13 protein-coding genes and 1 tRNA gene are annotated in these 14,952 nt (G+C 60.1%); 6 read left to right on the top strand and 8 right to left on the bottom strand.

The annotated features are described in order from the left end of the window. Positions 1-23: 23 nt before the first annotated feature. A complete protein-coding gene (phaC, locus tag AF71_RS23325) occupies positions 24-1,862 on the bottom strand; it encodes a class I poly(R)-hydroxyalkanoic acid synthase (protein ID WP_112641381.1) in 1,839 nt (612 codons plus the stop codon). 154 nt (positions 1,863-2,016) lie between these two features. Here phaC and AF71_RS23320 point away from each other — a divergent pair, with 154 nt between their 5' ends. The 5 genes from AF71_RS23320 to AF71_RS23300 all read left to right on the top strand — a co-directional run bounded on the left by AF71_RS23320 (position 2,017) and on the right by AF71_RS23300 (position 7,679). Then, entirely contained in the window at positions 2,017-2,433 is a 417-nt protein-coding gene (locus tag AF71_RS23320; protein WP_018859949.1) for a hypothetical protein, read from the top strand. Between the two features lie 225 nt (positions 2,434-2,658). After that, on the top strand, positions 2,659-3,876 hold the full coding sequence (locus AF71_RS23315; protein ID WP_007532313.1) for an LL-diaminopimelate aminotransferase: 1,218 nt from the start codon (positions 2,659-2,661) through the stop codon (positions 3,874-3,876). A 64-nt stretch (positions 3,877-3,940) separates the two neighbouring features. After that, positions 3,941-5,263 carry a homoserine dehydrogenase gene (locus AF71_RS23310; protein ID WP_018859948.1) on the top strand — a complete coding sequence of 441 codons (1,323 nt, stop codon included), beginning with the start codon at positions 3,941-3,943 and terminating at the stop codon, positions 5,261-5,263. 182 nt (positions 5,264-5,445) lie between these two features. Then, positions 5,446-7,248, top strand: coding sequence for a single-stranded-DNA-specific exonuclease RecJ (gene recJ / locus AF71_RS23305; RefSeq protein ID WP_169683363.1), 1,803 nt, complete (start codon positions 5,446-5,448; stop codon positions 7,246-7,248). A gap of 17 nt (positions 7,249-7,265) precedes the next feature. Continuing rightward, the gene (locus AF71_RS23300; protein ID WP_018859946.1) at positions 7,266-7,679 is read left to right on the top strand and encodes a hypothetical protein; all 414 of its coding nucleotides are present in this window, start codon (positions 7,266-7,268) and stop codon (positions 7,677-7,679) included. Here AF71_RS23300 and AF71_RS23295 read toward each other — a convergent pair. From AF71_RS23295 to AF71_RS23285, 3 genes are all read right to left on the bottom strand, one after another. Beyond that, complete coding sequence (locus AF71_RS23295; protein WP_156828822.1) at positions 7,672-8,031, bottom strand: hypothetical protein; 360 nt, start codon at positions 8,029-8,031, stop codon at positions 7,672-7,674. The two genes, AF71_RS23300 and AF71_RS23295, sit on opposite strands and share 8 nt — an antisense overlap. Positions 8,032-8,246: 215 nt before the next feature. Then, positions 8,247-8,321: transfer RNA gene (locus AF71_RS23290), tRNA-Glu, on the bottom strand. A gap of 230 nt (positions 8,322-8,551) precedes the next feature. Then, entirely contained in the window at positions 8,552-9,613 is a 1,062-nt protein-coding gene (locus AF71_RS23285) for a class I SAM-dependent methyltransferase (RefSeq protein ID WP_018859944.1), read from the bottom strand. A 230-nt stretch (positions 9,614-9,843) separates the two neighbouring features. Between AF71_RS23285 and AF71_RS23280 the strand changes: the two genes are divergently transcribed. Beyond that, positions 9,844-10,278: a hypothetical protein gene (locus AF71_RS23280; protein ID WP_018859943.1), complete on the top strand. Its 435-nt coding sequence runs from the start codon at positions 9,844-9,846 to the stop codon at positions 10,276-10,278. Between the two features lie 149 nt (positions 10,279-10,427). Here AF71_RS23280 and AF71_RS23275 read toward each other — a convergent pair whose 3' ends face one another. The 4 genes from AF71_RS23275 to AF71_RS23260 form a co-directional block, all read right to left on the bottom strand. Further along, positions 10,428-11,201: an amino acid ABC transporter ATP-binding protein gene (locus AF71_RS23275; RefSeq protein WP_018859941.1), complete on the bottom strand. Its 774-nt coding sequence runs from the start codon at positions 11,199-11,201 to the stop codon at positions 10,428-10,430. A 19-nt stretch (positions 11,202-11,220) separates the two neighbouring features. Next, on the bottom strand, positions 11,221-12,375 hold the full coding sequence (locus AF71_RS23270; RefSeq protein WP_018859940.1) for an amino acid ABC transporter permease: 1,155 nt from the start codon (positions 12,373-12,375) through the stop codon (positions 11,221-11,223). A 1-nt stretch (position 12,376) separates the two neighbouring features. Continuing rightward, positions 12,377-13,579: an amino acid ABC transporter permease gene (locus AF71_RS23265; RefSeq protein WP_026372163.1), complete on the bottom strand. Its 1,203-nt coding sequence runs from the start codon at positions 13,577-13,579 to the stop codon at positions 12,377-12,379. A 91-nt stretch (positions 13,580-13,670) separates the two neighbouring features. Continuing rightward, positions 13,671-14,696: an amino acid ABC transporter substrate-binding protein gene (locus AF71_RS23260; RefSeq protein WP_018859938.1), complete on the bottom strand. Its 1,026-nt coding sequence runs from the start codon at positions 14,694-14,696 to the stop codon at positions 13,671-13,673. Positions 14,697-14,952: the final 256 nt, after the last annotated feature.

Genomic DNA, 14,952 nt, shown 5'->3' with positions numbered 1-14,952 from the left:
GAAGCCGAGCAGGGGCGTCGCTCTTAGGCTCGCTCCATCACATAGCTTCCCGGCGCCTCCTCGATGGCGTTGAGCGCGGTGCCTCCCGGTTTCCGGGCGGGCACGCGCTTGTTGTCCTTCGCCTCGATCCAGGCTTGCCAGTGTGGCCACCACGAGCCGGCGTTCTCAGCCGCTTTGGTAAGCCACGTCTCATAGTCGCCGGTTACGCCGCCGCCGGTCCAGTATTGGTATTTCTTCTTGTCCGGGGGATTGACGACGCCCGCTATGTGGCCGGAGCCTGCCAGCACGAAATCGACCTTGCCGCCGAAGAACTGGCTGCCGAGAAACACCGATTTTGCAGGCGCGATATGATCTTCGCGGGTGGCGAGATTGTAGATCGGGATCTTGACGTCCTTCAGCGACAGCTTCTGACCGTCCAGGATCATCTCGTTCGCCGTCAGCGCGTTCCTGAGGTAGCAATTACGCAGATAGAAGGCGTGGTTTGCCGCCGCCATGCGGGTGGAATCGGCATTCCAGAACAGAAGGTCGAAGGGCATCGGTTCCTGGCCCTTCAGATAGTTGTTGACGAAATAGGGCCAGATCAGTTCGGAAGCCCGCAGCATATTGAAGGCGGTCGCCATCTTTGAGCCGTCGAGGTAGCCGATCTCCTCCATGTGGGCTTCAAGCCGGCCCAATTGCTCCTCGTCGACGAAGACCTTGAGGTCGCCGGCGTGGGTGAAATCGACCTGTGTCGTGAAGAGGGTAGCGGTCTTGATCCGCTTGTTCTTTTCCTTGGCGTGCAACGCTAGCGTTGCCGCAAGCAGCGTGCCTCCGACGCAGTAGCCGACGGCGTTCGCTTCCTTCTCACCCGTCGCCCTCTCGATGGTGTCGAGGGCAAAGTCGATGCCTTCGCGCGCATAGGCGGCCCAATCCTTTTGCGCGTGCCGCGCGTCCGGATTGACCCAGGAGATCACGAAAACGGTCTGGCCCTGATCGACGCACCATTTGATGAATGATTTTTGCGGGTTGAGGTCCAGGATATAGAATTTGTTGATCCACGGCGGGCAGATGAGGAGAGGGCGCTTCAGCACCGTCTCTGTCGTCGGCTCGTACTGGATGATCTGGCAGATCTCGTTCTGCGCGATCACCTTGCCCGCGGTCAGCGCCATGTCGCGACCGACGGCGAATTTGGTCATGTCGGTCTGGCGAAGCCTCAGGTCGCCTTGGCCCGCCACGATATCCTCGGTAAGCATCTTCATCCCGCGCACCAGGTTCTCGCCGCTGGTCGCGATCGTTTCGCGGTAAAGCTGCGGATTGGTGGCAACGAAGTTGGTCGGCGAGAGGGCGGCCGTGATCTGCTTCACATAGAAACCGGCCTTGTGCTTCGTGTGCTCGTCGAGCCCGTCCGTTTCGGCGACCATCTTCTCCGCCCAATCGGCGGTGATGAGGTAAACCTGCTTCAGGAACTCGAAGAACGGGTTCTTCTGCCAGTCTTCATCGGCAAAGCGCTTGTCGTTGCGCTCCGGTTCCGCCGCCGGCGTTTCGCCCTGCATGCGTTGCATCGAGCGCATCCAGATACCGAAGTAACTGCTCATCAACTGGGTCTGAGCTTCGAAGGTGCGGCGCGGATCTGAGATCCAGTATTCGGTGACCTTGGAGAGCGTCTTGACCATGTCGGTCACCGGCTCCGCTGCATTTTCTGCGATCTCGCCACGTTCGCGTGGCGCAAGCCAGGCCGTGGCCGCCTTGCCGAGATTCTCCAGTGCACGGGCGAAGTTGACCGCCATCGCCTCGGGATCTTTCATCAGGTACGGATCCAGGTCCTTCGCATCGAATCCCCGGCTCTTTGCCTTGTCGCCGTCTTGCTGCTTGCTGTCGGTCACGTGTCTCCTCCGGCGGCGGCATGTTCCTGCAAATTGAGTTGTACATCTGGAAAGATCTATAAAACAAGTTCCGCTGACGCACGCTCGTGCTATTGCTTTGTGGCGGCGACGAATCTAACAGTCGAAGCACCTCAGGATTTGGGACCTCTGGCAAATGACGAGAATTGGCATCCGCACCATCGCAAACATGACCCGTATCGCGCTCATCGGCGCCGCCGCGGCCATGGCGCTTGCCGGATGCATGCAGACGCCCGAGGAAAAGGCCGCCTTCGCGGCAAGGCAAGCGGCCCCGACGCCCGTTGTCATGAGCGCGACAAAGGGTGAAGAGCCGACCGAGAGCGGCCTGTCTCATTACAAGGACGGCTATCCGGGATTCGGGGCACCGCTCACGGCCGCAAACGTTCAGATGAGCGACGACGAGGCTGGCGGGGTTCAGAAGCAATTGACGGCGCTTGCCGCCCAGCGCAAGGCCGGCACGATCTCGGAAGCCGAGTACCAGCGTCGCGTCGCGGAATTTCGCAAGCTAGCGGCCGAGCACGGCGCCGAAACGCTCTCAGAAATCGCCAATTAGGCCTTGCCTTCGCTGCAATTTGGAAGCAAAGCCTTCCATCTGTGGCGGAAGATGAATTTTTCCCGATAATGCACGGCCTGCGCGGCTTTCCGTCAAAGAAATGCCGTGCGACGCAAGTCTGATGAATACGGCGTTGGTGATTCTGAAGTTCGTATCGCGAACAGCCGGGAATTTAGGACGAACTTCGAGCGCGGCCGCGGTGGCCGCATTTCCGTGGGGAAAGAAATGGAAGAGTTTCACAAAGTCCGGCGTTTGCCGCCTTACGTTTTCGAACAGGTCAACCGTTTGAAAGCAAGCGCGCGAGCGGGCGGGGCCGATATCATCGATCTCGGCATGGGAAACCCTGACCTTCCGACCCCGAAGGCGATCGTCGACAAGCTCTGCGAAGTCGTCCAGGACCCGCGCACGCATCGTTATTCGTCCTCCAAGGGCATTCCCGGCCTTCGCCGGGCGCAGGCTGCCTATTATGCGCGCCGCTTTGGCGTGAAGCTCAATCCTGACACGCAGGTCGTCGCGACGCTGGGCTCCAAGGAAGGCTTCGCCAACATGGCGCAGGCAATCACCGCACCGGGCGACGTCATCCTCTGCCCGAACCCGACCTATCCGATTCACGCCTTCGGCTTCCTGATGGCCGGTGGCGTCATCCGCTCGATGTCGGTCGAGCCGGACGAGAGCTTCTTCCCGCCGCTGGAACGCGCCGTTCGCCATTCGATTCCGAAGCCGCTGGCGCTGATCCTCAACTATCCGTCCAACCCGACGGCTTTTGTGGCGACGCTGGACTTCTACAAGGACGTCATCGCGTTCGCGAAGAAGCACGATATCATCGTCTTATCCGACCTTGCCTATTCGGAAATCTACTTCGAGGGTGAGCCGCCTCCGTCGGTTCTCGAGGTTCCGGGTGCGATGGATGTGACGGTCGAGTTCACCTCGATGTCGAAGACCTTCTCGATGCCCGGCTGGCGCATGGGCTTTGCCGTCGGCAACGAGCGTCTGATCGCCGCGCTCACACGCGTCAAATCCTACCTCGACTACGGCGCGTTCACGCCGATCCAGGTAGCGGCAACGCACGCGCTGAACGGCGACGGCTCTGATATCGCGGAAGTCCGCAACGTCTACAAGCGCCGCCGCGACGTCATGGTCGATACTTTCGGCAAGGCCGGCTTTGAAGTGCCGCCGCCGGCAGCGACGATGTTTGCCTGGGCCAAGATCCCGGAAAAGTTCCGTCACCTCGGTTCTCTGGAATTCTCCAAGCTGCTCGTCGAGAAAGCCGACGTGGCTGTCGCGCCAGGCATCGGTTTCGGCGAAATGGGCGACGACTACGTGCGCCTGGCGCTCGTCGAGAACGAGCACCGCATTCGTCAGGCAGCCCGCAACATCAAGAAGTTCATGTCGACGGCAGACGAGACGATGCACAACGTCATCTCGCTCAACGCACATCGCTGATATAATCCCTCAACGGCAGCCGCTTCCGGCGGCTGCCCTTCATGACACATTTCAGGATCGATCCATGGCAGATGCCCTCAAAATCGGCATTGCGGGCTTAGGTACCGTTGGTGCTTCGCTTGTCCGTATCATTCAGCAGCGCAGCAACGAGCTGGCCGCAACGTGCGGACGCCCGATCCTGATTACGGGTGTTTCCGCCCGCGACAAGACCAAGGACCGCGGCATCGACGTCGGCGGCATCGAGTGGTTCGACCGGCCGGAAGATCTGGCGGAGAAGGGCGACATCGACGTTTTCGTCGAACTCATGGGCGGCGTCGGTGGATCGGCAAACAGCTCCGTACGCGCTGCTCTACAGCGCGGTCTCCATGTGGTGACAGCAAACAAGGCGCTGCTTGCCTACCACGGCGTCGAACTGGCGACGATCGCGGAAGAGAAGGGCGCGTTGCTGAACTTCGAAGCAGCGGTTGCCGGCGGCATTCCCGTCATCAAGGCGCTGCGCGAATCGCTGACGGGCAATACGATCTCCCGCATCTACGGGATCATGAACGGCACCTGCAATTACATCCTGACGAAGATGGAAAAGGAAGGCCTGTCCTTCGCCGACTGCCTGAAGGAGGCACAGCGCCTCGGCTATGCAGAAGCCGATCCCGCCTTCGACATCGAAGGCAACGACACCGCCCACAAGCTCTCGATTCTCACGACGCTCGCCTTCGGAAACCAGATCGCGGCCGACGATATCTATCTCGAAGGCATCACCAACATCTCGATCGAGGACATCCACGCTGCCGCCGATCTCGGCTACCGCATCAAGCTGCTCGGCGTTGCACAGCGGACCGATACCGGCATCGAACAGCGCGTCCATCCGACGATGGTGCCCGTCGATTCCGTGATTGCACAGGTCGACGGCGTGACCAATGCCGTGGCGATCGAGTCCGATGTTCTCGGTGAGTTGCTGATGGTCGGGCCCGGCGCCGGCGGCAATGCGACGGCTTCGTCTGTTCTCGGTGACATCGCGGACATCGCAAAAAGCCGACCTGGCGCCCAGCGCGTGCCCGTTCTCGGCCATCCCGCCAAATCGCTCGAGCCCTACCGCAAGGCGCAGATGCGAAGCCACGAAGGCGGATATTTCATTCGCCTGACCGTGCTCGACCGCACGGGCGTGTTTGCAAGCGTCGCGACCCACATGGCGGAAAACCATATTTCGCTGGAATCGATCGTCCAGCGCTCGAAGCAGCACCTTGCGCCGTCGCATCACCAGACGATCATCATGGTGACTCACGCGACAACAGAGGACTGCGTTCGCAAGGCGGTCGCCGCAATCAAGGGCGAGGGCTATCATGTGGGTGAACCGCAGGTGATCCGCATCGAGCGGCCGAAGGAAGACTGAGCCTCACCCGCTCCCAGAAGATCGATGTTGCTGAAGGTGCCGCGGTAGATCAGCCACGCGCATCCACAGCTAACGTCGAGTGTCTCGTCCAAAACCGTTGTGCGGCCGGGCCAAGCCGCATAAAGCTGCCGATATCACTCCCGGTCCCGGGGTGGTGACAAGCGACGAGGGCAGCAGGCAATATGGAGATTCCGGCCGATCCGGTACAACGTGCGTTTCTGGGCGTGGAGAGGTCCGTACTGGACAACCGCTGGATATCGCGACTGGATCAGGCCGGCCAGAACCGGGCGCTTGCGATGTCTCAGGTGCACGGGCTGCCTGAACTTATCGCGCGCGTCCTCGCTGGACGCGGTGTCACCGTCGACGAGGCGCTGGAGTTTCTTGATCCGACGCTCCGCAACCTGATGCCGGACCCCTACACGCTGACGGATTGTGAGAAGGCGGCAAAGCGGCTCGCCGAGGCCATCCGCAACCAGGAGCAGGTCGCGATTTTCGGCGACTACGACGTCGACGGCGCGTCCTCGTCGGCGCTTATGTTCCGCTTTCTCAAGCACTTCGGCGTCAAAGCTGAGATCTATATTCCGGATCGAATTTTCGAGGGCTATGGGCCTAACGCTGCGGCAATCGGCAGTCTGATTGACAATGGCGCACGCCTGATCGTCACCGTCGATTGTGGGTCCACAAGCCACGATGCCCTCACCGAGGCAGCCAGGCGGAATATCGATGTGGTGGTGATCGATCACCACCAGGTGACACACGATCTGCCGCCGTGCCACGCGCTGGTCAATCCGAACCGGGAGGACGATCTCTCCGGGCAGGGACATCTCTGCGCGGCGGGTGTCGTGTTCCTCGTGCTCGTCGCGACGCTAAGGCTGTTGCGGGAAGCAGGAAACCCGCGCGTACGGTCGATCGACCTGCTGCAATGGCTCGATATCGTCGCGCTTGCGACCGTCTGTGATGTCGTGCCGCTGAAGGGTCTGAACCGTGCCTACGTCGTCAAGGGGCTGATCGCCGCTCGCCACCAGGGCAATGCGGGCCTGTCCGCTCTCTTTCGCAAGGCGGGTCTTGCTGGACCGGTGACGCCCTATCACTTCGGCTTCATGATTGGGCCGCGCATCAATGCCGGTGGGCGCATCGGCGACGCGGCACTCGGGAGCCGCCTGCTCACCCTGGACGACACGAGCGCGGCCGAGGCCATCGCCATGCAGCTGGATGAGCTCAACCGCGACAGGCAGGCTATGGAAGCGGCGATGCTGCTGGAAGCGGAGGCCGAGGCACTGGCGGAATATGGGGACGGCAAGGGCGCCTCGGTCATCGTCACTGCCCACGAAAAGTGGCACCCCGGGATCGTCGGCCTGATTGCCGCCCGTCTCAAGGAGCGCTTCAAGCGCCCGGCCTTTGCCATTGCTTTCGATCCATCCGGCAAAGGCACCGGCTCGGGTCGCTCCATCAACGGCTTCGACATGGGCAAGATGGTGCGCGCGGCTGTGGACGATGGCCTGCTGGTCAAGGGCGGCGGCCACGCGATGGCTGCCGGTCTCACCGTTGAGCGCGACAAGCTCGGCCGCTTGCGCAGCTTCTTTGCCGAGCGAGCCGAAAAGACGGTTGCCGCACTCGTCGCCAACGAGAAGCTGAAGATCGACGGCGCGATTGCCGCCAGCGGCGCGACGCTCGATCTGATCGACCGCCTCGAGACGGCCGGGCCTTACGGCTCGGGGCATTCACAGCCGCTCTTTGCTGTTCCCGCCCATCGGCTTCGCGATTCTCGTTTGGTTGGTGAGAAGCACGTGAAGGTGACGCTCGAAGCCATGGACGGCGCCCGCCTTGATGGGATCGCCTTCCGGGCCGCCGATACGCAGCTCGGCAACCTGCTGCTGAATTCGAGGGGCGCCAACCTCCATGTTGCAGGCTCGCTTAGCGCGGACCACTACCAGGGTGTACGACGCATCCAGCTACGCGTCCAGGACGCCGCTCCGGCGCGGTGAGTGCACATGGCTATCCAGTGAAGGCTCGCGACGCTATCCTCGCCTGTCGACCGGCCATTGGCGTCATCGGCCGCCGGACTCGCCGGACATTGATTGGCGACTATGCCGCGATTGCCGACTTTGGCCTGCATGTCGCAACGATCTGCGGCGATCCTGCTCCCGGCATACCGCTTGACGAGGTCGCCAAGATCGACGTGACGACATTTCTGTTCAAGCATACCGTTTTTTCGGGAAAGGCGACGTCAGTCATGGGTGATCCGTTGAACGCTGTCGCCTGGCTCGCTGCTGAGCTTGCAGCAAAGGGCCGCCAGCTCGAGCCGAACGACGTGGTCGCAACTGGTTCGTGCTCGAAAATTCTTCAGGTTTGGGCAGGCCAGCATCTCGCAGCCGACTTCGGTCCGCTTGGCCAAATCGAGTGCGTCTTTACCTGACGCTCATCGAGGGCTCGCGCCCGCGCTTAATGTGAAAAATCAGATCGAGCGCTATCTTCAGCGCATCACGCGGCTCGGGAGCACTCAGGGTCCACGCTACCAATGCATAGTTGATTTTCTGGGAGTGACTCTCCATCGCTGTTTTCAGCCCTTTGCAGACGGCGTGATCAGAGAAGTGTCGGTTCTGAGCATCAAATGCGTGTAGTCTTGCCCGCTTCCTCGATGCGCGCGACAGCCAAGAAGTAGGCTCGCGCAATGTGCCAGGGTCACGCAATAGCGATGCTTCGACGAGAGGTTCCTCTGCGTTGCGGAGCGCCGCTTCGCCGTAACGCCGCAGAAGATCAGCCGTCATTTTAGGTGACCCATGGGCTGCTCATTCTGCTGCTAGGTAGATGGCGGGGAGGGCTCGAACCATATGGTGTCCGAGCCCAAGCTATAGCAGGTGGCTGATTCCCAGACATTCGCTTTGCGAAAAGCAGCATATAATCCGCTTGCCCCCGAAACTCGAAATAATTATCGAATTTTCGCAAGCGGGTATCTAAACAACTGATTTTTAAAGGAAAACGATGGCACGCCCTAGGGGAGTCGAACCCCTCTTCCCAGAATGAAAATCTGGTGTCCTAACCGATAGACGAAGGGCGCTTCCTTCGTGGTGGCGCCCTTATAGTCAGGCACTTTGAATCCCGCAAGCGGCAAAACCAGAAAAAATCACAATGGCGCGATTTTTTCTCTCCCTTGAACCTCCGGCGCCTAGGAAAATCTGTCTATCTTTTTGATATTTCGCCGTTATTTCTATATTCACAAGCTCTTCTCAGCATGTGGAAAGTTTCAGGTGACGCGGCGGGCCATGGCCAAGCGCGCCGCACCTCGCCTCAGGCGCGCACCTCGAAGACCATGTTGAAGGGTGTTTCCGTGGCGCGGCGGAAATGCTTGAAGCCGGCATCGAGGGCGACCTTACGCAGCTTGGTTTCCCCGGCCTGCGCGCCGAGTCCGAGGCCGACCTCCTGAGAGAGCGACGCCGGCGTGCAGATCATCGTCGACGCGCCGTAGTAGACGCGGCCGACCGGATTGAGATTGTCCTTCAGGCAGTCGTGGGCGAAGGGCTCGACGACCATCCAGGTTCCATCGGCCGAGAGCGATTCCTTGACATGCTTGCCGGCACCGACCGGATCCCCCATGTCGTGGAGGCAGTCGAACATGGCGATGAGATCGTAGTTCCCCTCAGGAAAGCCGGCGGCGGGCGCCTGTTGGAATGTGACGCGATCTGAGACGCCGGCCTCCTTGGCGGCAGCCTTCGCCCGCTCGATCGACGGGGCGTGATAGTCGAAGCCAAAGAACGTCGAGGCAGGATAGGCCTTAGCCATCAGGATCGTCGAAGCGCCGTGGCCGCAGCCGACATCAGCGACCTTGGCGCCGGCTTTGAGGCGGGCGTCGACGCCCTGGAGCGCCGGAATCCACTCAGCAACCAGATTGTTGTTGTAGCCGGTCCGGAAGAAACGCTCCGTGCCGCGGAACAGGCAGGCGCTGTGTTCGTGCCATCCCACACCCTTGCCGGTCCGGAAGGCGTCAGCCACCTTCGGTTCGTCCGTCCACATGGCCTGCACGACCTGAAAGGCGCCAGCAAAGAAGGCTGGGCTGTCCTCCTCGGCAAAGACCATGGCCTGCTCTGGCGTCAGATGAAAGCGATCGCTCTTCTCGTCATAGCTGACGTAGTCGGCAGCTGCGAGGGCGGACAGCCACTCCCTGATATAACGTTCCTTGATACCTGTTTTTTTCGACAGTTCGGAAGAGTTGCGCGGCTTGCCGTCGGCCATGGCCTTGAACAGGCCGAGATCATCGCCCAGCACCACCAGCGCTCCGGAGACGGCCGCGCCAACATCGCCGATTAACCTGCCGACGAGTGCATCTACTTTCTGCATGTCAGGTTCGCGCATGTCTTCCTCCCTCGGAAGTGCAGGAAAAGCCAGCCCGGCCGGCACTATACCACCGTCGGCGTTTTGCCGCTAAGCAAACGCCTGCTGCATCGCGGGGATGTTATCCCGTCAGTGGAGCTCGACGGTTGCCCGGAACAAATCTAACGTACTGGTTGCGCCAATTGTCGCGTTGACAAGAAAATTGGCCAGCCTGATAGTTTGATTGCCCCTGGAGGCCTGGAGGAAAGATCATGATCAAGCAGTTGACTATTCTTGCATCCGTTTCCCTGCTCGGGGCGTTGGCGTTTGCTACGCCGTCCTCGGCGCTGACCATGAAGGAATGCAGCGCGAAGTATAAATCGGCCCAGGCTGACGGCTCTGCGAAGAACATGAAGTGGAACGATTTCCGCAAGGCGCAGTGCGGTCCGGATGCGACGGCCGAACCCGATGTCACCCTCAACAGTGGCGAAGAACCGGACAAGCCGACGATGACGGCGCCCAAGGGCGTGTCGTTCCCGACAGCAATTTCACCGAAATACGCCAAGGAAACGCCCGGAAAGGGCCGGATGCATACCTGCGTCGACGCCTACCATCAGAACAAGGATGCGAACACGCTCAATGGCCTGAAGTGGATCCAGAAGGGCGGCGGCTTCTACAGCCTCTGCAATGCCAAGCTGAAGACCTGATCGCTCTCAGGCTCGCCTCGGAAGGCCCCGTCATCGGGGCCTTTTGTTTGTGATGTTATGGCGCCGCGTGTGAACCGCCAGAAGTGCCCCGAAACGAAAAGGCCGCCGGAAAAATCCGACGGCCTTGAATTTGTTGTTCGCCAATCGACCTAGTGCAGGATCTGGCTGAGGAACAGCTTGGTGCGTTCGTGCTGCGGATTGTCGAAGAACTCGGCCGGCGAATTCTGCTCGACGATCTGCCCCTGGTCCATGAAGATGACGCGGTTGGCGACCTGGCGCGCGAAGCCCATTTCGTGCGTCACGCAGAGCATCGTCATGCCTTCTTCCGCAAGCCCGACCATGGTCTCCAGAACTTCCTTGATCATTTCTGGGTCGAGCGCCGAGGTCGGTTCATCGAAGAGCATGATCTTCGGGTTCATGCAGAGCGAGCGGGCGATTGCCACACGCTGCTGCTGACCGCCCGAGAGCTGGCCCGGATACTTGTTGGCCTGTTCCGGGATCTTGACGCGCTTCAGGAAGTGCATGGCGACTTCTTCCGCCTGCTTCTTCGGCATCTTGCGCACCCAGATCGGCGCCAGCGTGCAGTTTTCCAGGATCGTCAGGTGCGGGAATAGGTTGAAGTGCTGGAAGACCATGCCGACTTCGCGGCGCACTTCGTCGATCTTCTTGAGGTCGTTGGTGAGTTCGACGCCATCGACGATGATCTGGCCCTTCTGGTGTTCTTCCAGACGGTTGATGCAGCGGATCATCGTCGACTTGCCGGAACCCGACGGGCCGGCGATGACGATGCGCTCGCCACGCATAACTTTCAGATTGATGTCGCGCAGAACGTGAAAATCACCGTACCACTTGTTCATGCCGATGATGTCGACGGCAACGTCGGTTGCCGAAACGGTCATCTTCTTTGGTTGAGCCTCAGCCATGTGTTCGTTCCCTTATCTTTTATCGTTTGTGGCCGGTATCGAGATAGCGTTCCATGAAGCCTGAATAGCGCGACATGCCGAAGCAGAACAGCCAAAAGACGAAGCCAGCGAAAATCAGGCCTGTCAAGGGTGTCACCGCGCTCGCCCAGTTGGCGTCCGTGAAGTTGAAACGGACGATACCGAGCAGGTCGAACATGCCGATGATCGACACCAGCGATGTGTCCTTGAACATGCCGATGAATGTATTGACGATGCCCGGGATGACCAGCTTGATCGCCTGCGGCAGGATGATCAGCCGCATTTTCTGCCAGTAGCCGAGCCCGAGCGAGTCGGCCCCTTCGGACTGGCCCTTCGGGATCGCCTGCAGGCCGCCACGGATAACCTCGGCCATGTAGGCGGAGGCGAAGATCGCCACACCGATCAAGGCGCGGAGCAGCTTGTCGATCGTAAAGCCTGTGGGCAGGAACAGCGGAAGCAACACGCTCGCCATGAACAGCACGGTGATCAGCGGTATGCCGCGAATGATCTCGATGAAGCCGACGCAGACCATCTTGATGACAGGCATCTTCGAGCGGCGTCCGAGTGCCAGGATGATGCCGAATGGCAGCGACACGGCGATGCCGACGAAGGAGAGCACCAACGTCACCATCAGGCCGCCCCAGAGCGGCGTATCCACCATTTCGAGCCCGAAGCCGCCATAAAGCAGCCAGAAGGCAAGAAGCGGCAAGACGGCAAACAGCAGAATGGCGTTGGTGCGCTTGAATGGTGCCTTGGGGATCAGCATAGGCACGAGCAGCAGCACAAACAGGATCCCGACGATTGTCGGACGCCAGCGTTCGTCCAGTGGATATCGACCGAAGACGAACTGGTCGAACTTCGCATTGACGAACGCCCAGCAGGCGCCGCTCCAGCCGTCGGGTTGCGTGCCGCCCTGAACGGTGGTTGCACAGAAGGTGCGGTCCGTTCCGGTCCAGACGGCCTGGATGAATAGCCAGTTGATGACGTGCGGCAATGCCCATGCGAGCAAGGCAACGGCCAGAGCCGTCAGGACGACGTCTTTCGGCGTAGCCAGCAGGTTCTTGCGGATCCAGGCCAGAGGCCCGCTTTCGCTACGCGGCGCGGGTTCGGCATCGATGAAATTCGTTCGGACGAACGCTTGGTTGGATGTCGACATCTTATCTCTCCACCAAGGCCATCTTGGCGTTGAACCAGTTCATGAACAGCGATGTGAGGATGCTGATGGCGAGATAGACGACCGCCCAGATGAACACGACTTCAATGGCCTGTCCGGTCTGGTTCAGGATCGTACCGCCGACGGCGACGAGATCCGAAAAGCCAATGGCGATCGCGAGCGACGAGTTCTTCGTCAGATTCAGGTACTGGCTGGTGAGTGGCGGAATGATGATGCGCAAAGCCTGCGGAACCACCACGAGGCGCGTGATACTTGATGGATGCAGGCCCAGTGCGCCGGCGGCCTCGGACTGGCCCTTCGGCACACCGCGAATGCCGGCGCGGACGATTTCGGCAATAAATGCCGCCGTATAGAAGGACAGTGCCAGGAACAACGACATGAATTCCGGGCCGATGACGGAGCCGCCGGTGAGATTGAACTTGCCAGCAACTGGCACATCGAACGAAAGCGGCAGGCCGGACAGCAGGAACACCAGACCGGGCAGGCCGACAATCAGCCCGATGGAAGCCCAGATCGTGTGGAATTGCTTACCGGTTGCGGCCTGACGTCTATGCGCCCAGCGCGCGATTATTGCGGCTGCCACGATACCAACCAGAAATGCCACGCCAACCGCCCACATGCCTTCACCGAAGATCGGCTTCGGGAAGGCGAGCCCGCGATTGTTGAGAAACATGTTCAGTGGCAGGTGCAGCGACTCTCGCGCGCCTGGCAGAACAGCGAGAACGCCCTGATACCAGAAGAAGATGACGAGCAGCGGCGGGATGTTGCGAAATACCTCGACATACACCGTGCAGAGCTTGGCGATCAGCCAGTTGTGCGACAGGCGCCCGATGCCGACGACGAAGCCAATGATCGTGGCCGTAATGATGCCGGTGACCGCGACGAGGATTGTATTCAAAAATCCGACCACAAGGGCTCGGCGATACGTCGCATCGCTCGAATATTCGATCAGCGACTGGCCGATGTCGAAGCCGGCGCGCCCGCTCAGAAACCCGAAGCCGGAGGCCGTGCCGGCGCGGGCGAGGTTTTGAGCCGTGTTATGGGCAATCCACCACACGAAGCCGACGATGAGCGCGACGGTCAGAACTTGGAAGAAAATGCCCCGAATCCTCGGGTCGTAAGCCACCGACCGGAAACTCCAGCCAGTGCTTTGCACATGTGACGTGTGCATAGCCTCTTGCGTCATGCCGAGTCTTATCCCCTATGAGCCCGTTTTCGGGCTTTTCTCTTTATATAGGGAAGGCGGCTGACCGCCTTCCCAAGTCTTGACCAGCCGCTTAGCGGACCGGCGGAGCGTACTGGATGCCGCCCTTGTTCCACAGCGCGTTCAGACCACGCTCGATCTTGAGCGGGCTGCCTTTGCCGACGTTGCGCTCGAAGACTTCGCCGTAGTTTCCGACGCCCTTGATGATGTTATAAGCCCATTCATTGGTGAGCCCGAGGTCGGTGCCGATCTTGGTATCGGTTTCCGTGCCGAGGAAGCGCTTGATGTCAGGATTGGCCGAGTTCTTCATTTCATCGACGTTCGCCTGGGTGATGCCGAACTCTTCGGCATTGATGAGGGCATAGGCCGTCCACGACACGATGTCGAACCACTGATCGTCACCCTGACGAACGGCCGGGGCGAGCGGCTCCTTCGAGATGATTTCCGGAAGGATCATGTGCTCGTCTGGGTTCTTCAGCGTCAGACGCAGCGAGTAGAGGCCGGACTGGTCAGTCGTGTAGACGTCGCAGCGACCAGCGTCATAGGCCGCGTTGACCTCTTCAAGCTTCTCGAAAACGACCGGATTGTACTGGAGGTTGTTGGACTTGAAATAGTCGGCAAGGTTCAGTTCCGTCGTCGTGCCGGACTGGACGCAGATGGCCGCACCGGACAGCTCAAGTGCCGACTTCACGTTCAGGCTCTTGCGGACCATGAAGCCTTGGCCGTCGTAGTAGGTGATCGGGCGGAAGTTGAAGCCTTGCGCGGTGTCGCGGTTGATCGTCCAGGTGGTGTTACGCGACAGAAGGTCGACTTCGCCCGACTTCAGCGCCGGGAAACGGTCCTTGGCCGACAGCGGCGTGTACTTCACCTTGGCCGGGTCGCCGAAGACAGCCGAAGCAACTGCCTTGCAGAAGTCGACGTCGAAGCCGGCCCAGTTGCCGGAAGCGTCAGGTTGCGCGAAACCGAGAAGGCCGGTGTTGACGCCGCACTGAATGAAACCCTTTGCCTTCACGTCTTCGAGCGTGGTGGCAGAAGCTGCAGAAGCGCCAACTCCGAAAACTGCTGCGCCGATGGCGACCGACAGAAGCTTAATCTTCATTTTTCCCAACCTTTTCCTTTGTCTTATCTTTCTGTGGGAGCGCTCGCGAAGCAGGCAAACCTCCCAGATGACCCGACACCCTCCCGGCGCGAGTTGGTGCTATCACAGTCGCAAATGTCACTATGGTCAAGTGTCGCGATGAAAGATTGCGTGATATTTCGGCAATTCACTAATTGAGGCGCATAAAATGCGCAGATGGCTATCGAAATGGCAGCATCTTGCCAAAAAAACCGCGCAAAACCGCTGATATATCTGA

Source organism: Rhizobium sp. 57MFTsu3.2, assembly GCF_012932765.1.
In the GTDB taxonomy this organism is placed as follows: Bacteria; Pseudomonadota; Alphaproteobacteria; order Rhizobiales; family Rhizobiaceae; genus Rhizobium; species Rhizobium altiplani.
Note: the sequence above shows the minus strand (reverse complement) of the source record. Positions and strands in the feature narration are given on the sequence as shown.